Genomic DNA, 20,346 nt, shown 5'->3' with positions numbered 1-20,346 from the left:
CCTTGAAGATCAGCCCTTCTTTCTGAAGATCGCCCAGCGCCTGCCGGATCGTGATACGGCTGACCTCGAACATTTCCTGCAGTTCGCTCTCGGACGGCATGCGGCCGTGCGGGGGGTATTTGCCGTCGAGAATGCCGCTGCGTAGCGCGTCCTTGATCTGCTGGTAGAGCGGAATGGGCGAGTTGGACTCGAATATCGGGCGGCTTGTCTGCATGGTCGATGAGCGGGATGGCGCGGGAGTCTCAATCGCGCAGCGGTGGCGGTCGCCGATTGTAGCATCGCGCATGCGTGAAAGTGACGCTAGCTGGTTACGTCATGACATGCCATAGCGTGCTTCGAACGCACGATAAACCGCCGTCTCTCTCCTTATGTTCTTGCATGGCATCGCATTTGCTTTCGCAAACATGTTATGCCTTGCCATAACAAGTCGGACTAACAGGCACAGAAAGGAGAAGAGATTGAATGCTTCGCTCGCGTTGGTGACTACGGTCACGGCCGCGTACGTGTCGACGAATGTCGATGGCTATGCGCTTCTGCTGTCGTTCTTCAGCAACGCGCGTTATCGCGCCGGCGAGATCGTGGCGGGACAGTTCATCAGCGTCGCCGCGCAGCTGACGATATCCGCAGCCATCACGCAGTCGGCATGGACGACGAACGCGCCCTGCATTGGGCTTGCGGGGATCGTGCCGTTGATCGCCGGGTTGATACGGATAGCGGGTTTGCGTCAACGCAATGGGTGCGACGATCAGCACACCACGCACCGCACGACAACGGCAACAGGTTGTGCGGGGCGCCTCCTCGCCGTGACAGCCGTTGCCACGTCCGGCGCGGTGGACAACGTGCTGATGTATTCAAGCCTGATGATTGGCCGGCCAACGGCAGACGTTTCGATTGTGGCGCTCATATTTGGCGTACTGACAGCATTGTTGTGTCTGGGCGCCTTCATGACCGTGCGCTCGCCGCTATCGATGGCCGCGTTGCGCCGGGCAGCCACACGTATCGCGCCGTTCGCGACAACGGCTATCGGTTTGTCGCTGCTGATTCGCTTCGACACGTTCGCGTGGATCTGTTCCCTCGCCTGAGCGAGTGACGGCGCGCAACGCCGTGCACCAAGCCGACTCAGAGATGCACCGCATCGCGCAGCCAAGTTCGGTTGTGGGGCCCGGCAAGGCGGCAAGCGCAGGGAAAAACGGCGGTTCAGGCCGGCAAAAGCTTGGCATACGTCTTGCATAATCCAGTCCAACTTGTAATGACGAGTTATATCCACCGATATGAGTGCAACCGATCCGACGTTATCCGAAACGAGCGTATTGCCGTCAGGCGGATCGCCCGCGCATTTCAATGGACCGAGCCCGATGTACCTGCAGATTGCCGACATTCTGCGCGATCGCATCCTGCAGCGCGCGTACCGTGCGCACCAGCAGATGCCGTCCGAAAGCGAACTGATGAACGCATTCGACGTGAGCCGCATCACCGTGCGGCAGGCGCTGGGAAACCTGCAAAGCGAAGGGCTGATTTTCCGCATTCATGGCAAGGGGACGTTCGTGTCGCGGCCGCGCGCGTTTCAGGACCTCGGCAGTCTGCAGGGCTTTGGTAGCGCGATGCGCGAGATGGGCTACGAAGCGCATTCGAAGGTGCTGTCGCTGCGCACCATCGTGCCACCGAAGCATGTGCGCGAGCGGATCGAAACAGGTGAGCGCGTCACCGAACTGCGGCGCTTGCGGTTTCTGAATCGCGCGCCGATTTCGCTCGACGTCTCGTATCTGCCTGCCGCAATCGGTCTGCGTGTCGCGCGCGCCGATCTGACGAATCGCGACGTGTTCTCGGTGCTGGAAAACGACTGTCAGATTGCACTGGGGCACGCCGATCTGCGCATGTGCTCGATGCCCGCCACCGAGCAATTGCGTGATGTGCTCGGTGTGGAAGAGGGCGCGCCGATCCTGTTCATCGAGCGGGTCGTTCATACGAGCGCGGGCGTGCCGCTCGAATACGAAGAACTGCATTACCGGGGAGACGCTTTCCAGTTCAAGGTCCACGTCGAAAGACACGCGGCCGGCGCTGCGACTTGAGCATTCTGGCTGCATCACGTGCCGGTGCCGATTCGGCGTCCCGATTGTCACTGACTGGGATGGGCCGCAACGAACCGTTTCATTCACTCGATCTTCAGGGTTAATCATGCGAATCAGAGATTTGGCAGGCCACGCGTTGCGCAGTGCTTCACTCGTCGCGATGGGCTCCGCGCTGGTTTTGGGCACGGCTGCGCACGCGGAAACGATCGACATCGGCATCGGTACGCAAGACACCACGACCAATACGGTCACGGGCGGCATCGTCATCAGGCAACTCGGCTTGCTGGACAAATATCTGCCGCATACGGGCAAGTACAAGGACGTTACCTATAACGTGACGTGGCAAAACGCGACGTCCGGGCCGCCGATCACCAACGGCATGATCGCGGGAAATCTGCAGATCGGCATGATGGGCGACTATCCGTTACTCGTGAACGGTGCGACCGGTCATGCGACCCACAACGACACCGAGCTGGTCGCCGTGATCGCCTATAACGCGCATGGCGGCGGCAATGGCGTGGTCGTGCCGAAAGATTCGCCGTACTACGACCTGAGCGATCTGAAGGGCAAGCGCGTGTCCGTGCCGTTCGGCTCCGCCGCGCACGGCATGCTGCTCGCGGCACTGCAGAGCCGCAAATTGCCGAGCGATTACTTCGTGCTGACCAACCAGTCGCCAGAAGTGGGCAGCACCAGCATTCAGGAAAAACGCATCGATGCGCACGCGGACTTCGTGCCCTTTGCCGAACTCCTGCCGTACCGGGGCTATGCGCGCAAAATCTTCGATGGCGTCGAAACGGGACAGCCTACGTTTCATGGTGTCGTCGTTCGCAAGGACTTTGGACAGAAGTATCCGGAAATCGTCACCGCCTACATCGAGGCGTTGATGGCAGCGAACGAGTGGGTGCGACAGAACCCCGAGCAGGCCGCGGAAAAGATCCAGTCGTGGACCGGGATCAACAAGGAAGTGGCCTACATCTTCCTCGGCCCGGGCGGCATCGATACGCTCGATCCCACCATCAAGCCCCGTTGGATCGCGGCGCTGAAGAAAGACTATGCGGTGCTCAAGCAACTCAACATGGTCAAGGACCTCGATATCGACGCATGGGTCAATGACTCCTTCGTGCGCGCAGCCTTCAAGGAGTCCGGCCGCAACTATGACGCGCAGCTCGCAAGTTTTTCCAACTACCAGATAGAGGGCAAGGACGCGGTGTGCAATGCGCCGGTGAGCAACCCGGCGCAGGCCGGCCAGATCTGGGTGCAGGGCGGCGATGTGGTTCCATTCAGCTCGGCGGCGTGCACGCTCGAAGGCGTGAATCAGTATCGCGCGCAAGGCAGGAAGCTCGACGCCGTGTATCTGACGGACGAGACACTCGGCGTGAAAGTCTTTGCGGACGACGCGTTTTACACGCTAGGCGGCGCAGCCGGTGCGAAGCCCGATGTCGAGCCATTCCTGCTCAAGCGCGAAGCCGAAGCGAGCGCGAAGAAGTCGGGCGCGAAGGTGGTCAGCTACACGCAGGCGTTGAACGCAATCGGCAACGGAGGCAAATGAGATGGAACGCTCTCTCGATCTCGAACTCGACAAAAGCGCGTCCGCATTGCCAACGCCACCGCAGCGCGCGCCGCGCAAGAACCGGCGCTTCAGCGCGCCGACGCTGAGCAGCGCGCAGGCGCTCGGGGTCAGGGCGGCGTTCGCTGTGGTCTCGATCGGTGTGGTGTTCGTGCTGTGGTATCTCGGCACGCGTTACCGGGTGCAGTTCTACATCCGCTTTCAGAACGTGCCCACGCCGTATGACGTCTTCCATGAAGCCGTGCATGTAGTCGGATCGGATGCCTTCGCGAAGAATATCAGCCACAGCCTGCGACGCATCTTCGCCGGGTTCGCGGTTGCCGTCGTCACCGGCGTGGGCCTCGGGCTGATGATCGGCCGCTATCGCATCGTCAGTCAGTTGCTGATGCCGGCGATCGAAGTGCTGCGGCCCATTCCGGCCATCGCGTGGGTGCCGATGTCGATCATGCTGTGGCCGACCACGGAATCCTCCATCGTGTTCATCACTTTCATCGGCGCGTTCTATCCAATCCTGCTCAACACCGTGGATGGCGTCGAATCGCTCGACGGTGTGCTGATGCGTGCGGGCCGCTGTCTCGGCGCGAGCGAGGCGCAACTCTTCTGGCACGTGATCCTGCCGGGCGTGTTGCCGAACATCTTCACCGGTCTCGCGGTCGGCATGGGTGTCGCCTGGGTGTCCCTGATCGCGGCCGAAATGATCTCGGGTCAATACGGCGTTGGCTACTACACGTGGGAAGCGTATTCGCTCGTCAATTATCCGGCGATCGTGCTCGGCATGATCACCATCGGTGCACTCGGTCTTTTGTGCAGCGGCGCAATCCGTCTGATCGGCCAGGTGTCGATGCCGTGGCTCGCCTATGTCAACGGAGCCCGTAAATGACCAACACGAATAAAGGACGCGTCGACTGCCGCAATATCGGCGTCGTGTTCGGCTCGGGCGATGCCCGCACCGAAGCCGTCAAGGATGTGTCGATCACCGTCGAGCCGCATGAGTTCGTCTCGCTGATCGGCCCTTCCGGATGCGGCAAGTCATCGCTGCTGAGCATCGTCGCGGGCTTCACCAGGCCGACACGCGGCACGGCCACGCTCGATGGCATGGCGATCAGGAGGCCCGGCGCGGAACGCGGCGTCGTGTTTCAGCAGTATTCGCTGTTCCCGTGGCTGCGCGTGCGAGAAAACGTCGAGTTCGGCCTGAAGATGGCGGGCGTGTCGCGCGTCAAGCGCCAGGGCACCGCGCGCACGCTGCTCGGACTCGCGGGGCTGTTGTCCTTCGAGAACCACTACCCGGATCAACTCTCGGGCGGCATGAAGCAGCGCATCGGCATCGTCCGGGCTCTGGCGGCGAATCCGCAAGTGCTGTTGATGGACGAACCGTTCGGCGCGCTCGACACGCAAACGCGCACCGTGATGCAGGAGATTCTGACGAACATGTGGCAGCGCTTCCGGCTGTCGGTTCTGTTCATCACGCACGATATCGAAGAAGCCGTGTTTCTGTCCGACCGCATCTATGTGATGACCGCGCGGCCCGGCCGGATCAAGGCGGAGATTCGCGTGCCGCTGCCGCGCCCGCGCACCGCTGCGATGTTCGATACGCCCGAGTTCACCGAACTGGTCCTTCGCTTGAAAAACCTGATTCGCGAGGAGTCGCTCGCGGCGATGGGCTCGGAGTTGCAAAGCGGCGGCGTGCAAGGGTTCAGCATCGAAATGGGTCCGAACGGCGTAGAAGAAATGCTTTGATCCCGTTGCAGGAACAGCACAACGGGCACGACACAATCTGGATTGGCATCCCTAACCGGGAGCGGGGAATAACGCTCTCGATCCGATGGAGTTTTGCAATGAGCAAGAAACCGAACATCCTGTTCTTCCACGTCGACAACCTGGGCATGGGCGAACTGGGCTGCTACGGCGGCGGCAAGCTGCGCGGCGCGGATACGAAGCGCATCGACGCATTCTGCAAGGAAGGCACCAAGCTCACGCACTATGTGGTGGAGCCGCAATGCACGCCGACGCGCTCCGCATTGATGACGGGCCGTTACCCGATTCGCTCCGGCAATCACACGATCGCGCTGGGCGGCAACGGCGGCGGCATCGTGACGTGGGAAATCACCATCGCCGAGTTGCTGGCCAAGGGCGGCTACAAGTCGTCGTGCCTCGGCAAATGGCATATCGGCGCCGAAGACGGCCGCTATCCCACCGATCACGGCTTCGACGAATGGTATGGCCCGCTGCGCACTTATGACGAATGCATGTGGCTCGAAGATCCGCACTATGTTCCGGAGCGTGACGGCTACTCGCACATGCACGAGGGCTTCAAGGGCAAAGGCACCCAAGCGCTGCTCGACGAGCAGCTGACGATGGAAACCAAGAAGACCTGCGACCTGGAATATCAGAAGCGCGGCATCGACTTCATGCAGCGCTGCGTGAAAAACGACGAGCCGTTTTTCCTCTACTTCAATCACTCGCTGATGCATTTCCCGATGTCGCCGCGCGACGAGTTCGTCGGCAAGAGCACCAACGGGGAGTGGGGCGATTGTCTGCTGATGCTCGATCACGACTTCGGCGTGCTGCTCGACGAGCTCGACCGTCTCGGCGTCGCGGACGACACCATCGTGATTCTGTGCGGCGACAACGGCGCGGAAGACCACCTCGCGGGTCGCGGCACGGGCGGCTTCTTCGATGGCTCGTACTTCAGTTCGGCCGAAGGCGGCATCCGCACGCCGTTGCTCGCGCGCTGGCCGGGCCGCATTCCCGCGGGCGTCGAGAGCAACGAGATGGTGCACGTCACCGACATGTTCACGACGCTGCTGAGCTTCGCGGGCGAACAGACGCCGAAGGATCGCCTGATCGACGGCAAGGACCAGACCAGTTTCTTCCTGGGGGAACAGGACACGTCGAACCGCGAGTCGTGCATGGTGTGGCTCAACGACGAACTGCACGCGGTGAAGTGGAAAGACTTCAAGATCAACTTCAAGCGTCAGCAGCATTTCCACGATCCCGAACTGCCGCTCGGCTTTGCGCGCATCACGCACCTGCAGGAAGACCCGAAGGAGCGTGAAGCCGTGAACCAGCGCTATGTGCGGTGGTGGGTGATGCAGCACGCGCATCGCGTGGTGCACGAGTTCGACGAGAGCGTGAAGCAGGAGGAACTGATTCCGCCGGGCTCCGCGCTGGAATTCGTGCCGAAGTCGGTGTTCAACGCCTGAAGCCATGAGCACGACGATGACGGACACACGACCCGCGAAGCGTGCATGCTGCTGCTCTCAGTCGAAGGCGGCGGCGCAGGCTCCATCGATCGACGCCGTCCGCACCGAGGGCATGGTGCGGATTACCGGCGGCGATTTCACGATGGGCTCCGATGTGTTCTATCGCGAAGAGCGTCCGTCGCGGCGCGCCACGGCTCGCGATTTCTGGATCGACACGCATCCGGTGACGAACGCGCAGTTCGAGGCATTCACCGACGCCACCGGCTATCTCACCGTTTCGGAACGGCAGCCCGATCCGGCGCTGTACCCCGACGCCGACCCCGCGCTGCTATGTCCGGGCTCGCTGGTCTTCACGCAGCCTTCATCGCGGGTCGACCTGCGCGATTACCGCAACTGGTGGGCGTATGTGCCCGGCGCGAACTGGCGGCATCCGCACGGACCGCACAGCGATCTGGAAGGTCTCGCGGATCATCCGGTGGTGCATGTGTCGTTCGTCGATGCGAGCGCGTATGCGGCGTGGGCCGGCAAGTCGCTGCCCAACGAAATCGAGTGGGAATATGCGGCGCGCGGCGGCCTCGATGGCGCGGTGTATCCGTGGGGCGACGAGCTCGCGCCGCACGGGCGCCCGATGGCGAACACATGGCAGGGCGAGTTTCCGTGGCAGAACACAGCCCTCGACGGCTATGAACGCACGTCGCCGGTCAAGTCGTATCCCGCCAACGGCTACGGTCTGTACGACGTTGGGGGCAACGTGTGGGAATGGACCGCCACGCGCTACGGCAGCGCGCCCGGCGTCGAGGAAACGAAGTCGTGCTGCGTGCCGTCGTCGGGTCTAAGCGATACCGAGGTGCGCCACGTCGTGAAAGGCGGCTCGCATCTGTGCGCACCGAGCTATTGCCTGCGCTACCGGCCCGCTGCGCGTCAGGGCCAGACACTCGATACGTCGACCAGCCACATTGGCTTTCGATGCATCGTGCGCGTGTGATCCGCATGCAGGCGCGGCGCGTGTCATCGACGTGCGCCGCGCCTCACGCTTCACGTCTAAAACGAACCAGGTACCGTCATGACAAATCCTGTGAGCAGCATCGAAACATCGCGCGCGAAGCCGCGCATCACGCTGCCTGCATCTCGCGCGGAACTGCTGCGCGAAGTGCTCGCGGGCGTGGTCACCAGCCTTGCGCTGATTCCCGAGGTGATCTCTTTCTCCTTCATTTCAGGGGTAGAACCGCGTTCGGCCCTGTTCGCGTCGGTCGTGCTGTTGATCGTCACGTCGCTGTTCGGCGGACGGCCCGCGATGGTGACGGCCGCCGCCGGCTCCGTCGCGCTCGTCGTCGGCCCGCTGGTGCACGCACATGGCGCGGGCTATATCTTTCCGGCCGTGCTGCTGGGCGGTCTGATCCAGGTTGCGTTCGGCGTGCTGGGATTCGCGCGCATCGTGCGCTTCATTCCGCGCTCGGTGATGCTTGGCTTCGTCAACGCGCTGGGTATTTTGATCTTCTGCGCGCAGATACCGCATGTGATCGACAAACCATTTGCGGTCTATGTACTGTTCGCGATCACGCTCGCGATCGTGCTGATCGGGCCGCGTGTCACGCGGGCAGTGCCGGCACCGTTGATCGCGATCGTCGTGGCCACCGGGCTGGCGGTCGCATTGCAGTGGGCCGTGCCGACGGTCGGCGGCGATCATCCGATGCCAGTGGAGTTGCCCGGCCTGACGCGGTGGACCGTGCCTTTCGCTGTCGGCACGCTGAAGATCGTCTGGCAGACGGCGATCAGTATCGCGTTCGTCGGCTTGCTGGAAACGCTGCTCACCGCGAAACTCGTCGACGAGATCACCGAGACCCGCGCCGACAAGACGCGCGAATCATGGGCGCTCGGTCTCGGCAATCTGTGCGCGGGCGCGTTTGGCGGCGTCGGCGGTTGCGCGATGATCGGGCAGACCGTGGTGAATGTCGGCATCGGCGGTGCGCGCACGCGAGTATCGACGCTGGCTGCCGCGTTCACGCTGCTGTTGCTGATGACGGGTCTCAGTTCCGTGATGGCGCGCATTCCGATGGTCGCGCTCGCGGCGGTGATGATGGTCGTCGCGGTGAAAACCGTCGACTGGCACAGCCTGCGTCCCGCGACGCTCAGGCGCATGCCGCTGATGGAGACATCGGTGATGGTGGTGTCGGTGGTGCTGACCGTCTATACCGGCAATCTCGCGCTCGGCGTGGTCGGCGGCGTGCTGCTCGCGACGGTGCTGTTCGCGCGCCGCGTCGCGCACGTGATCCGCACCACGCGTACGGTGTCTGCCGATGAGCAGTCCGTGCGCTACGAAGTGCACGGTCCGCTGTTTTTCGCCAGCAGCAACGATCTGGTGGACCGCTTCGAATACGCGAGCGATCCGCGCACGGTCATCATCGACTTTTCGAAATCGCAGATCTGGGATGCGTCGACGGTCGCCGCACTCGATTCCATCGAAGCGAAGTACCGGCAGCATCACATCGACGTGCAATTCACCGGGCTCGATGAACGCAGCCGCGCGTTCCATGCACGTCTGAGCGGCAATCTCAATGTCGGCTGATCCGACAGCCAACGCGAGTGCGAACGCCGCCCCCGCGACAAGCGAATACTCCGCCGCGCAGATCCAGATTCTCGAAGGGCTCGATGCGGTCCGCAAACGCCCGGGCATGTACATCGGCGATACGGCGGATGGCTCAGGCCTGCATCAAGTGGTGTTCGAGGTCGTGGACAACGCCGTCGGTAGCGGCCGCACACGGGGCCAAAGGCATTCCCCGCTCAACCGCGTCGCGCAGGCAGGATTCTCGACGCTCCGCCCCTCATCCGCAGACGCGATTCTGGTCATGGAGGCGTTGCATCCAGTAGAGGAAGGGCACTGACGGTTCAGATACTTTATCGAGCCGCGCGCACTGTTCGGAGGTTAATGCGAGGTCCTGTGCATCGAGGTTAGCTGCGAGCTGCTCACACGTGCGGGCTCCGACGATGACAGAAGTGATCTGCTGTCGCGCAAGCAACCAGGCTAACCGAAAGTCATCGCGCCAAGGCTCAGCCGTGAGATGCGGAGACCAGTTCTGCCAAGCGTGCTGTATTCCATCGTGTATTCCTTGTTTGAACGAAAACCTGATGCATCGGTAGAGTAAGACGCAGAGTCCACGCGTCGCGCTATCGCCTCTGTCAGATTCGACGCGACACGAGCTCGCCAAGAACCGTCTCCAGTTCAACGTGGCCGCGCACGATCTCGTCGGAATTGCTTTCGAAGTCGATCCAGCCTTCATTGAAACCGTCCAGCATGCGTATGCGAGGTAGAGGATGCTTCATGCCTTGCGTGCGGAACAGCGCTTCCCACGTCTGCCTTTCGACGACTTCCGCACGTACCTCACGGCGCAACACGCCGGCGAAAGCCAATGCGAGATCGTTCGGACTCACCCGGCGTGGGCCTTCAAGCTCGACGACGCGCACACTGCGCCACGTCTGCTGAAGCAGTTCGGCAGCAACGCGGCCTACGTCCGCAGTGGCGACCATCGGCAGCGGCTTGTCGAGCGGCTGCAGGTAACTGGCAATGACGCCATCGTCGCTTGCAGACGCAACGTCCCATGCGGCGTTCTCCATGAACCAGCCAGGCCGCAGGAACGTCACCGGCATCGGCATCTCGCGAAGTGCCAGCTCCATCAGCGTGCGCTGGGTGAGCAGGTTGACCTCGTCAGCCTGTGCGCCGATCGTCGAGAGGCAAACGACCTTGTCGGGCCGTGCCTTCCGGAGTGCTGCGGACACAGCATCAATCACCTTGCGCGCTTCAGGAAACCCGGGCTCCGGATCGAACTCCGAAGGCGGCAGGATGAAAACGCCCGTCGCGCCTTCGAACGCGGCGGCGAGCGACGAAGAATCTTCCATGAAAGCCGTCGCGACCTCGCAACCTCGCTCTGTCCACGCCTTCGCCCGCGTCGCATCGCGCACGACTGCGCGCACCGGCTGACCAGCAGCCAGCAGTTCGCGGGCCAGTGCGCCGCCCACCTTGCCGGTGATTCCTGTGATTGCGTACATTGCTCTTTCTCCTGTGTAGATATATCGGGTAACGCAGCGTCGATGTGCCGACGCTCAATCGCTCAGGCGCGACGCAAACCGTCGTAAAACCCCTGCTCGAACTGTCCGTACAGATTCACTACGCGCGCATCGTAGAAGGGCAGCATCTGCGTGAAGAGCGATCCGGCGACGCGCTTGACCGGATCCACCCAGAAGTAGGTGTTCAACAAGCCTGCCCAGCTCACGCTGCCTGCGCTTCGTCCGTGGGGTCCTTGCTCTGTATTGATGTCCAACGACAGCCCCCACTTGTGCGCGGTGCCCTGAAACTGATCGAAGCTGTTCGACCACGACGGCTGCGCCGTCCTCATTTCCGCAACCTGCAGATCGCCGATGTGATTGCGGAACATCGTCGCGACGGTGTGGGCGCGTAGCACGCGTTCGCCGCGGTACGTGCCGCCGTTCAACAGCATCTGCAGGAACGCCATGTAGTCGCGCGGCGTGCTGAAGAGTCCGCCTCCGCCCATGAAAAATTCGGGGCGCTGATTGATCTCGAACGGCTCGGGCGCGAGAGAGCCATCCGCCTGACGCCTGTGCATGGTGGCGACGCGCTGCTTCTGCTTGCTACCGATGAGAAAGCCCGTGTTGCGCATGCCCAGCGGATCGAAGATGTGCTCGCGGAAGTAGACTTCCAGCGACTGATCAGTCACGGCCTCGACCAGTTTGCCGACCCAGTCCATGCTGATGCCGTACTCCCAGCGCTCGCCCGGCTCGAACTCGAGCGGCGCCGCGAATGCACCGTTCATCGAATAGCCGATGTCCGGCATGCCCGTCACCGTCTCGTACCGGCTGAGCTTGTCGCTCCAGATGCTGTAGGTAAAGCCGGAGGTATGCGTGAGCAGATGCCGCACCGTGATCGCATTGCGCGCAGGACGCAGCTTCGGCTGCCCGGAGTCGTCGAATCCGTCGAGGATTTGAGGCGACTTCAACTGCGGCAGGATTTCGCCCGCAGGTTGATCCAGCAGCAGTCTGCCCTGTTCGATGAGCTGCATGCACGCGGTTGCGGTAATCGCCTTCGTCATCGACAGGAGCCAGAAGACTGTGTCAGGACTCATGGCCTCGCCAGTGCGGGCATTCGCCCGGCCATACGCTCCCTCGTAAACCAGTCCGCGGTCAGTTGCGCCCGTGGCGACAACACCGGCAACCGTGCCGTCCTCGACCGCCCGTTGCAGGCATTGATCGATCGAACTGTAGGCCGGGTGATGGGCCAGCGCGACGTCGCCACGCGCACGCTGCGATACTGCCCGCGCGTCGCGGCTCGCGACGCCACCAGGTGTCACAAGAGCCAGCAGGCTCGACGCTCCCTTCAGGAGACGACGACGATCCGTTTGAAGTGCCATTTTCCGTTCCTTTCCGAATGAATGAATCGCGGCATCAGAGTGCTTCAGTGATGGGCGAATAACGCGCTCCGCGACTGGTTCGCGTTAATCGTCCAGCGGTCGCCAGAGCAAAGATGAAAATGAGCGTGTGCATCGCGATTTCCTTCGATTGGCGAGACTGGATGTCTCGGTGAGACGTATTCTGGACAAGCACCAAACAAAACAAAATGACATGGGTGTCATGAGATAAGTGACAACGGCTCACCAATTTGGCATGATCAAGCGCGACGTCCGGCAATGCTGCGCGGCGCAGCGTTTGCATTCAGTTGATCGGTCGCGCTCCGTCACCCGTATTAACTCGAGCAACCATGAGATCCAGTAGCGAGAAGCTTCCCGGCAGCATTAGCGTGTTCGCCGCCGTAGTGGACGCGGGAACGTTTGTGGCCGCTTCGGAGGCGATAGGAATGACGCCGCCCGGCGTCAGTCGGGCGATTGCGCGGCTGGAAAAAAGGTTGAACATCCGGCTCTTCAGCCGAACTACGCGCTCCGTCTCCCTGACTGAAGAGGGCCGCCGCTTTTACGAGCAGGTCATGCCCCATCTCGCCGGGTTGGAAGAAGCAGCGGCCGCTGCGGCAGGTGGCGCGTCCGCTGTGCGTGGAAAGCTGAGAATCAATCTGGATCCTGTCGTCTACCGGACCATTCTCGGGCAACAACTGGATGCGTTCATGGACGCACACCCGGAACTCGAAATCGAGTTCATCGCGCGAGACAGTCTTGGCGACCTCGTCATGGACGGCTTCGACCTCGCCGTGCGATTTGGCGAACCCAAAGCGTCTACCCTGATCGCGAGAAAGCTACTCGACACCGGCATCGTGACGGTCGCCGCGCCCTCGTACGTTGCTCGCTGGGGACGGCCGTCAAGACCCGAGGACCTTGAAGGTCGAAGCCACAGATGCCTAGAATTTCGCAACCCCGCGACAGGCAAGCCGTTCCAGTGGGAATTTCATCGCAAGCGAAAACGCATTGTGGTCGACACCCAGGGACGACTCACGGTCAACGATCCGGGTGCCTTGCTCAACGCATGTCTCGCCGGTTCCGGAATTGCGCAGATGTTGCTGCTCGGTGCCGAGCCCCTGATTGACGACGGCCGATTGATCAATCTCTTTCCCGAATGGGTAGACGAACGGTATCCGTTATACGTCTACTACGCATCCCGGCACCACGTGCCGGCAAAGACCCGAGCTTTTCTTGACTTCGTGATCGAACTGACGGGCAATCACTAGCGCGTCGGCACGCGCTAATGCTGTCGCGGCGGACCGGTGAGGCAACATCGAACGGCCGGTCACCCACTGCGGACGGCCACATTTCTCTAAAGCGGTCGTTCAAACGCCGCCCCTGTTTGCCAAGGGAGGACCTCATGACAACGCCGAGGTGCACTCACTGGACACCGAGCAAGAGCGCAAGACGCGAAGCGGTCTCTTAGATAGCCGGACATTTTCTTATTGCGGGAGAGCCTACAAAGGCCACTTCGGGTTGAAAATCCATCCTTCGCGGGCTGCCGGCCGGCCCCGAGGCGCAGTGGGTCGTCCATCAGCTTGATCACTGGCCCCCCCTGTCGCTTGCTCGGCGGCGTTGTATTGGAAACGCACGACGACGAGCACGTCTTTGCGGATCGCCACCTTCTCGTAGACAATGCGTCATTGGGGCGTCAGACGGGAGGGCGCCACGAAGCCGGACCTGCTTAGCTCACAACCAAGCTTCCGTGGCGCACAGTCGGTTTCGTCGTCGCAGCGATTAATCAATACGGGACGTGAATGGCAACTTTTAGCGAAAAATCTTCGGGACAAGCACGTTACGCGAGCTATCCCAGTCTAGTAAACCGGGTCGTGCTCATTACGGGCGGCGCGAGTGGCATTGGCGCTTCGTTCGTCGAGCACTTCGTTGCGCAAGGCGCACGTGTGGGCTTTCTCGACATCGACACGCACGCGGGAACAGCTCTTGCCAGATCGCTCGGTAACGCGCGCCATCAACCGCTCTTCGTCGCCTGCGACGTCACCGACATTCCCGCGTTACACGCGGCCATCGCCGAAGTGCGGGCAGCATTCGGACCGATCGAGGTGCTCGTGAACAACGCGGCGAACGATCGCCGCCACGCGCTCGCCGACGTTACGCCCGAGTCGTTCGATGCAGGAGTTGCAGTTAACGTGCGGCATCAGTTGTTCGCAGCGCAGGCCGTGGTCGACGATATGAAGGCCGCACGCGCGGGCTCGATCATTAATCTCGGCTCGCATTGCTGGATGCTCAAGAGCAGCCAGTTCCCGGTTTACGCAATGAGCAAGGCGGCAGTACAGGGCCTGACGCGCGGGTTCGCCAAGGAGCTCGGCGCGTATGGGATCCGCGTGAACACGCTCGTGCCGGGCTGGGTGTTGACTGAGAAGCAGCGCAACCTGTGGCTCACCGACGAAGGCCGCGAAGAGATACGACGCGGCCAGTGCATCGACGAGGAAATGGAGCCCGGCGATCTCGCGCGCATGGCGCTGTTCCTCGCGGCCGACGATAGCCGCATGATCACGTCGGAGGATGTCATGGTGACGGGTGGCTGGTCGTAATAAGGCCGATTCTCGCCCGGCGGTTTCGCCCATTGACGAGCGGTAGTGGCATGGCAACTTCCGAAGAAAGGTTGCCCGATGGTGAAAGCGCGTTCGCAACCTCGCGCAACCAAGCGAGGCCTCGAAGATTGTCGACGATTCACCCGGATCGTCGACTGACCGCTCATGGCCGACCTGAGCCGGACGGCGTCCTGCCCACCACGTAGCCGCCCCGTCTGAAGCTCGCGCCCGCTACCTGCCGCGCGCCAACAGTAGGCCGCCCTTGCCCGTTCCCTGGACCTCGATAGACGCCGGCGTTGCCGGTCGCGTGGAGTCCAAAATTAACCGAACGAAGCTCGGAGTTAGGAGAATTTCGACAATCATCGACGTTCACCTGACTCTGAACCGGTGCCCCGGGGCTGCGCCACACGGCAGCGATGTGCAAGTGCATCTGGCCGTACCGGTCGGGCTGGAAGCCGAATCCCTCGTAGATGCCGGAGCCCGTTCCATCGCTGGCGTCGAACAGGGTGACGCGGCCCTTGCCGTTGCGGATCGCCATGTTGAACGCGTGCAGGAAGTGGACACGTCCGTTGACGTCGCGTGCGGCGAGTACGCCTGCGCGTGCCGCCCTCAAAGCCCAGAATGTTTCCGTTTCGGGCTGCGGTCCCCGGTATCCGTTGTCCCTGTCTCCGGAAGTGGTGCCGCGTGCCGCGTTCGCGTTCGCGTTCAGGCCGGCTGTCGATCGGTGGACCGTATTTGCTTGCCGCCGGCCGCTTGCGTCCGGAAGTGCCATTCGGTGATCTCGTGGAACGTATCGCCGGGCCTCAACACGGTCGACGGAAACGTCGGCTGATTCGGTGAATCGGGAAAATGCTCGGCCTCCAGCGCGAACGCGTCCCCCTGCCGGTACGTCTGGCCCGACGTGCCCACCACGCTGCCGTTCAAACCGTTAGCCGTATAGAACTGCAAACCCGGCTGCGTCGTATAAAGTTCGAGCATGCGGCCGCTCGCCGGATCGGTCGCGCACGCGGCGAGACGCGGGGTCGGCTTGTCTGCCGGCGACTCCGCGTTCGCCGGCTTGTCGAGCACCCAGTTCTGATCGAAGCCGTGTGCGTAGACCAGTTGGACAAACGACGAGCGCAGCCGCTCGCCAATAACGGTTGGCTTGCGCAAGTCCATTGGCGTGCCCTCGACGCTCGCCAGTTCGCCGGTAGGGATCGACGTCGCATCGGTCGGCGTGTAGCGGGAGGCCAAGATTCGAATGGTCTGCCGCTCGATGCTGCCGCTGCCTTCGCCGGCCAGATTGAAATACGAATGATTGGTAAGGTTCACGACCGTTGGTTTGTCGGTGGTCGCGCGGTAGTCGATGCGGAACACGTCGTCATCCGTGAGCGTGTACGTCACCCGGGTTGTAAGCGTGCCTGGAAATCCGTTTTCGCCGTCGGGGCTCACGTAGCTCAGTTCGGCGCTGACGCCGTCACGCGAATCCACCGGCTTTACGGTCCACACCTTCGAATCGAAGCTCGACGGACCTCCGTGTAAGGTGTTCGGTGGATCGTTGATGGGCAGCATCCACGTCTGCCCGTCGAGCTTGAAGCGCCCCGCCGAGATGCGGTTCGCGTAGCGGCCGATCAGCGCGCCGAAGTGGATGTTGCCGTTGAACTTCTCATAGTCGGCAAGGCTGCCGAAGCCGAGAACGATGTTCGCCATACGGCCACGGCGGTCCGGCGTGCGAAGCTGATTGATGATGCCGCCATAGCTCAGGAAGCTGACCGTCAGGCCATGCGCGTTTGTCATGGTGTAGCGGCTGACCGCATGACCGTCGACTGTGACACCGTACGGCGCTTGCGTGAGCGACCCAGCCAGCGACAAGCACGGTACCGCGAACAACGCGGCGCCGACGAGCCGCACTATGCTGCGTTGCGCGTTCCTGAGCGCATGCCTGTGAAATGGCCCGATGGGCATGCGCGCCGCGCTCGTAGTCATGGTTGGCTCCTGAAACTGGGGTGACTTTTGCAGTGCAAACCGCATGCCCCATGGATGCGCGAAGGCGCTGCCTACGTCGTGCTCGCGGAGCCGCCAATTCGCGACGCTGAGCGAACTCGGAAGAATGCGTCCGAGCGTTTCAACTGCGCTGCGATTCACCAGCTTCGAGCTTACCGTCGACGCGGCGGCGCAAAGCTACGGCTTCACAACGTCACACTCGCGAAGGGCGCTTCTCAAAGACGTTGTGCGGGCCGTGGTGCTTGTGCCTCAGCTAACCAGCCGAGACTTCGTGGACGACGAGTCGACGGGCTGGAGTAGCCGCGCCTCGGGTTTCATACAGGGGGACACCGCGGACACGAACGTCGGATCTGGAGAGTAAAAAAACAGCGTCGCTCGTCGCGCCCTTAGGTCCGATCGAAACGGACCTGCAGGACACCGAGGATCGCATCGGACTGGCCCCATCGTCATCTTGTGCGATCGCGGGAAGAGACGGCGAATCGTGGGCGGACGGGCATCCCTGCCGTCGGGTCGACGACGAACGGCTCAGTGCGACCCGTTGCCGACGGTCGCGCTTTGAGGCGCTTTAGGGCAGGTAACCGAGCGGACCGGACATTCATGCCGGCTTCCCGGCTACAGCAATTCGATAATTGCGAGCCAGTAGACCGAGATCCCTTTCAGCTCATCCGCAAGACAGGCAACAAGCGCGCGGGCGGCCAGCCGGGAGGCCCGGGCACCCAACGGCCCCATGATGAGCGTATGGTCGGCCAGATTGCCCGGCTCGACCGGCGTTTCCATCGTGGCCAGATAGTCAAGGGGGCAACCAGAACTGGGCGTAACGCCCTAGCATCGTTGAAGTGGCCTTCGAGTCCTTCGACTGTCCAAAGCGAAATGCGACATCCACGCCTTCAACGATCAGGTCCTGCCGGTCGTCGGCCATTCGCAAGTCAACGTGCAAAGCCGGATGCGCGCTCATAAACCGTCCTATCCGCGGGGTCACCTCGCGGACCCCGAAACTGGTCGACAAGGCAACGCGTAGACGGGCTCGCAGCTCCGTGGCTCCTCGCGCAGCGTAGTCTGCTTTAATTAACGCGAGGATCGGACCGCTCGCATCCGCGATGGCCCAAGCCGACGGCTGTGTGCCGAAACGGATATGCTCGCTTACGGCTGTTCAGCGGTCGTTCGCCAAATGTCGGCAACAAACGACCACTACCGGCTTCAGCGAACGGGGCGTTTTCGACCCCCACCGCACCCCTTAATGCAGTGCGATGTGTGCTGCAGCGTTTCAAGTCATACCTGAAAGCCCTAACCAGATTGAAACCGCCATATTGGGCAACGCATCTATTTTTGGCTGAATTGAATGAGTCGTCCGTGCATTCTGTAAAGCAATCTTCTATATTCATTTGGCGAGGAAGAACTAAGGGACGCGTTGGCCGCCGCACGTCAGATATGCGGCAGTACGGGAGTCGTGCGCTTGAGGCATTGGGTCTTTTCGGCGAATTTGCGCCCGCATGCCTATTTCACCGACTTGCGTGATGTTGCCAGTCGGCTCAGTCAAAAAGGACAATAAGCAATGACGCTCAGCCGCGTGTTTAGCCTTGGCTATTCTTTGTTCGCAATTTGCGGACGAACTTTGGCGCTGATCAGCTCGTTCGCACTCGCCGCCTGCGGCGACAACCTTTCGGCCGATCCGGCTTACGTGACGATGGCACGGCCGCAGATCATGCAACTACTTTCGGACACGCAGACCTCCGGCGCCGTCGTCTATGTCGAATCGCCGAACGGAAACTGGAGCGAATCGTTCGGCAGTGCGCAGCGCGGCACTAGCACACCGATTCCGACTGACGCGAATTTCCGCGTTGGCAGCGTCACGAAAACCTGGACCGCCACGGTGATCCTGCAACTGGTGCAGGAAGGCAAGCTAAGCCTCAGCGATACCGTCGGCAAGTACATTCCGAACGTGCCGAACGGCAATAGGATCACGATCGAACAGCTGCTAGGAATGCGTAGCGGCCTCTTCAATTACACGCGCGACCTCGGCTTCAATCAGAAGATAGACGCCCAACCCGGCAAGCTGTGGACCACGAGCGAACTCCTCGACATCGCATACAGCCATCAGGTCGATTTCGATCCGGGGACGTTGTTCGGTTACTCGAACACCAATACGGTGCTGCTCGGGATGCTAATCGAGCAACTGACCGGCATGAGCGCCGCCGACGCGATCAAGGCGCGCCTCTTCACGCCACTCGGTCTGACACAGACGTATCTGCCGCCGCAAACCAATACGTCCATACCGGCGCCGTTCGCGCATGGCTATCTATGGGGCACGAATGCGGAGACGGCGAACAGCCCAGCGCTGTCGCCCGCGCTTCAGGCGGCCGCAAAAAACGGCACGCTACAGCCGACCGACGTAACCGACGCGTCCGCATCATGGGGATGGACCGCCGGCTCCGGGCTGTCGGTGGCCAGAGAGTTGGCCATGTTCGTCAAGGCGATGGTCGGCGGTAACTATCTGAACACCGATCTGCAGGCCCGGCGTTTGTCGACCTGCACGGTCATCGCGCCAGGCGATCCCGATTCGCCGGCTTATTGCCTCGGTATCGCAAAGTGGGGCACGTACTACGGGCATAACGGGCAAATCAACGGTTTCAATACGTTCATGGTCAGCGCGCCGGACTCGAAGAACACTATCGTGGTTTGGGCCACGAGCGCGGATTCGCCCAATGGCACCGCGCCCGCCGATGCAATCGGAAAACTGCTGATTGCCGCGCTTGATAACGAGAACATCGTCGACGATCTCGACGAGATCAAGCCTTGAGCGCTAACGAAGACAAGAAGGCAACTGCGTGCAACGACGATCAAACGCGCTTTTTAAAACGCTAACCGGCCCCGGGAGACCCTGAAATGGAAAGAGGATTTGTGAAAATAGTATTGCGCCTGTCCGTGATTGCCACTGCGACGCTGGTGGTATCGTGCGGCGGATCGATCGACAGCAGTCATAGTACCGCCGTACCCGATTCGATCCTGCAGGTGATGCAAAAGCCGGCGTACAAAGGCGCGACGTGGTCGCTGCAGGTCGTCGATCAGGGCACGGGAAACCTGATCTACGATCTGAACTCCAGCTCGCAGGTGTACATTGCGTCGGTGCGCAAGGTCTTTACAACCGGCAACGCGCTGAATGCGATCGGCGCGCAACACAGGGCGGTGACACCGGTCTATAAAACCGGCACCGTCGATGGGGCCGGCACGCTCAACGGCAATCTGATTCTGGTCGCGAGCGGCGATCTGACAATGGGCGGACGCGCGAATCCAGACGGCACGATTGCACTCACGTCGTTCGATCACAACGAAGCTAACAGTCTCGGCAATGCGGTGCTATCCGCGCCCGATCCGCTCGCCGGCTATAACTCACTCGCACAGCAGGTGGCAGCCGCCGGCATTACGAAGGTCAACGGTGACATCGTGATCGACGACCGGCTTTTCGCGGCGTTCGACTTCCGTGACGAGTTTATGGCAACCCCGATCTTCGTCAACGAC

At 61.7% G+C, this 20,346-nt stretch carries 20 protein-coding genes and 1 pseudogene; 13 read left to right on the top strand and 8 right to left on the bottom strand.

What is annotated here, in order from left to right; translation table 11 throughout:
* On the bottom strand, window positions 1–214 hold a 214-nt coding region (locus VGH68_RS13085), incomplete at its 3' end, for a GntR family transcriptional regulator (protein ID WP_331604049.1).
* Window positions 215–368: 154 nt separating this feature from the next.
* On the opposite strand from VGH68_RS13085, the gene VGH68_RS13080 reads away from it, so the two are divergent.
* The 9 genes and pseudogenes from VGH68_RS13080 to VGH68_RS13040 all read left to right on the top strand — a co-directional run.
* Window positions 369–1,082, top strand: a complete 714-nt coding sequence (locus VGH68_RS13080; RefSeq protein WP_331604048.1) for a cadmium resistance transporter — start codon at window positions 369–371, stop codon at window positions 1,080–1,082.
* 273 nt (window positions 1,083–1,355) lie between these two features.
* Window positions 1,356–2,069, top strand: a complete 714-nt coding sequence (locus VGH68_RS13075; protein ID WP_331604047.1) for a GntR family transcriptional regulator — start codon at window positions 1,356–1,358, stop codon at window positions 2,067–2,069.
* Window positions 2,070–2,175: 106 nt separating this feature from the next.
* Window positions 2,176–3,618, top strand: a complete 1,443-nt coding sequence (locus VGH68_RS13070; protein WP_331604046.1) for an ABC transporter substrate-binding protein — start codon at window positions 2,176–2,178, stop codon at window positions 3,616–3,618.
* 1 nt (window position 3,619) lies between these two features.
* Window positions 3,620–4,516, top strand: a complete 897-nt coding sequence (locus tag VGH68_RS13065; protein ID WP_331604045.1) for an ABC transporter permease — start codon at window positions 3,620–3,622, stop codon at window positions 4,514–4,516.
* Complete coding sequence (locus VGH68_RS13060) at window positions 4,513–5,373, top strand: ABC transporter ATP-binding protein (RefSeq protein ID WP_331604044.1); 861 nt, start codon at window positions 4,513–4,515, stop codon at window positions 5,371–5,373. Before VGH68_RS13065 ends, VGH68_RS13060 begins: the two co-directional genes overlap by 4 nt.
* A 98-nt stretch (window positions 5,374–5,471) precedes the next feature.
* Window positions 5,472–6,839, top strand: a complete 1,368-nt coding sequence (locus VGH68_RS13055) for an arylsulfatase (RefSeq protein WP_331604043.1) — start codon at window positions 5,472–5,474, stop codon at window positions 6,837–6,839.
* Between the two features lie 16 nt (window positions 6,840–6,855).
* Window positions 6,856–7,824 (top strand): formylglycine-generating enzyme family protein, encoded by a 969-nt coding sequence (locus VGH68_RS13050; protein WP_331604042.1) that lies wholly within the window; start codon window positions 6,856–6,858, stop codon window positions 7,822–7,824.
* Between the two features lie 78 nt (window positions 7,825–7,902).
* The gene (locus VGH68_RS13045; RefSeq protein WP_331604041.1) at window positions 7,903–9,405 is read left to right on the top strand and encodes a SulP family inorganic anion transporter; all 1,503 of its coding nucleotides are present in this window, start codon (window positions 7,903–7,905) and stop codon (window positions 9,403–9,405) included.
* Window positions 9,395–9,583, top strand: a pseudogene (locus VGH68_RS13040) (hypothetical protein); the annotation flags it as partial. The gene VGH68_RS13045 and the pseudogene VGH68_RS13040, both read left to right, overlap by 11 nt.
* A gap of 78 nt (window positions 9,584–9,661) precedes the next feature.
* Here the strand turns inward: VGH68_RS13040 and VGH68_RS13035 are convergent.
* The 4 genes from VGH68_RS13035 to VGH68_RS13020 all read right to left on the bottom strand — a co-directional run bounded on the left by VGH68_RS13035 (window position 9,662) and on the right by VGH68_RS13020 (window position 12,560).
* On the bottom strand, window positions 9,662–10,117 hold the full coding sequence (locus tag VGH68_RS13035; RefSeq protein ID WP_331604040.1) for an aldo/keto reductase: 456 nt from the start codon (window positions 10,115–10,117) through the stop codon (window positions 9,662–9,664).
* Window positions 10,017–10,883 carry an NmrA family NAD(P)-binding protein gene (locus VGH68_RS13030; RefSeq protein ID WP_331604039.1) on the bottom strand — a complete coding sequence of 289 codons (867 nt, stop codon included), beginning with the start codon at window positions 10,881–10,883 and terminating at the stop codon, window positions 10,017–10,019. Before VGH68_RS13030 ends, VGH68_RS13035 begins: the two co-directional genes overlap by 101 nt.
* A gap of 62 nt (window positions 10,884–10,945) precedes the next feature.
* Window positions 10,946–12,259, bottom strand: coding sequence for a serine hydrolase domain-containing protein (locus tag VGH68_RS13025; RefSeq protein WP_331604038.1), 1,314 nt, complete (start codon window positions 12,257–12,259; stop codon window positions 10,946–10,948).
* A gap of 34 nt (window positions 12,260–12,293) precedes the next feature.
* A complete protein-coding gene (locus tag VGH68_RS13020) occupies window positions 12,294–12,560 on the bottom strand; it encodes a hypothetical protein (protein WP_331604037.1) in 267 nt (88 codons plus the stop codon).
* 46 nt (window positions 12,561–12,606) lie between these two features.
* On the opposite strand from VGH68_RS13020, the gene VGH68_RS13015 reads away from it, so the two are divergent.
* Together VGH68_RS13015 and VGH68_RS13010 are read left to right on the top strand one after the other, a co-directional pair.
* Window positions 12,607–13,521 carry a LysR family transcriptional regulator gene (locus VGH68_RS13015; RefSeq protein WP_331604036.1) on the top strand — a complete coding sequence of 305 codons (915 nt, stop codon included), beginning with the start codon at window positions 12,607–12,609 and terminating at the stop codon, window positions 13,519–13,521.
* 531 nt (window positions 13,522–14,052) lie between these two features.
* Entirely contained in the window at window positions 14,053–14,847 is a 795-nt protein-coding gene (locus VGH68_RS13010) for an SDR family oxidoreductase (RefSeq protein WP_331604035.1), read from the top strand.
* 705 nt (window positions 14,848–15,552) lie between these two features.
* Here VGH68_RS13010 and VGH68_RS13005 read toward each other — a convergent pair.
* From VGH68_RS13005 to VGH68_RS12995, 3 genes are all read right to left on the bottom strand, one after another.
* Window positions 15,553–16,812 carry an aldose epimerase family protein gene (locus VGH68_RS13005; protein ID WP_331604034.1) on the bottom strand — a complete coding sequence of 420 codons (1,260 nt, stop codon included), beginning with the start codon at window positions 16,810–16,812 and terminating at the stop codon, window positions 15,553–15,555.
* Between the two features lie 630 nt (window positions 16,813–17,442).
* On the bottom strand, window positions 17,443–17,607 hold the full coding sequence (locus tag VGH68_RS13000) for a hypothetical protein (protein WP_331604033.1): 165 nt from the start codon (window positions 17,605–17,607) through the stop codon (window positions 17,443–17,445).
* Window positions 17,608–17,620: 13 nt separating this feature from the next.
* A complete protein-coding gene (locus tag VGH68_RS12995; RefSeq protein ID WP_331604050.1) occupies window positions 17,621–17,809 on the bottom strand; it encodes a LysR substrate-binding domain-containing protein in 189 nt (62 codons plus the stop codon).
* A gap of 633 nt (window positions 17,810–18,442) precedes the next feature.
* Between VGH68_RS12995 and VGH68_RS12990 the strand changes: the two genes are divergently transcribed.
* Window positions 18,443–19,627 carry a serine hydrolase domain-containing protein gene (locus VGH68_RS12990; RefSeq protein WP_331604032.1) on the top strand — a complete coding sequence of 395 codons (1,185 nt, stop codon included), beginning with the start codon at window positions 18,443–18,445 and terminating at the stop codon, window positions 19,625–19,627.
* A gap of 101 nt (window positions 19,628–19,728) precedes the next feature.
* Window positions 19,729–20,346: D-alanyl-D-alanine carboxypeptidase (locus tag VGH68_RS12985; RefSeq protein ID WP_331604031.1), on the top strand; the 618-nt coding region annotated here is incomplete at its 3' end.

It is taken from the genome of Paraburkholderia sp. (genome assembly GCF_036488505.1).
GTDB lineage: Bacteria > Pseudomonadota > Gammaproteobacteria > Burkholderiales > Burkholderiaceae > Paraburkholderia.
Note: the sequence above shows the minus strand (reverse complement) of the source record. Positions and strands in the feature narration are given on the sequence as shown.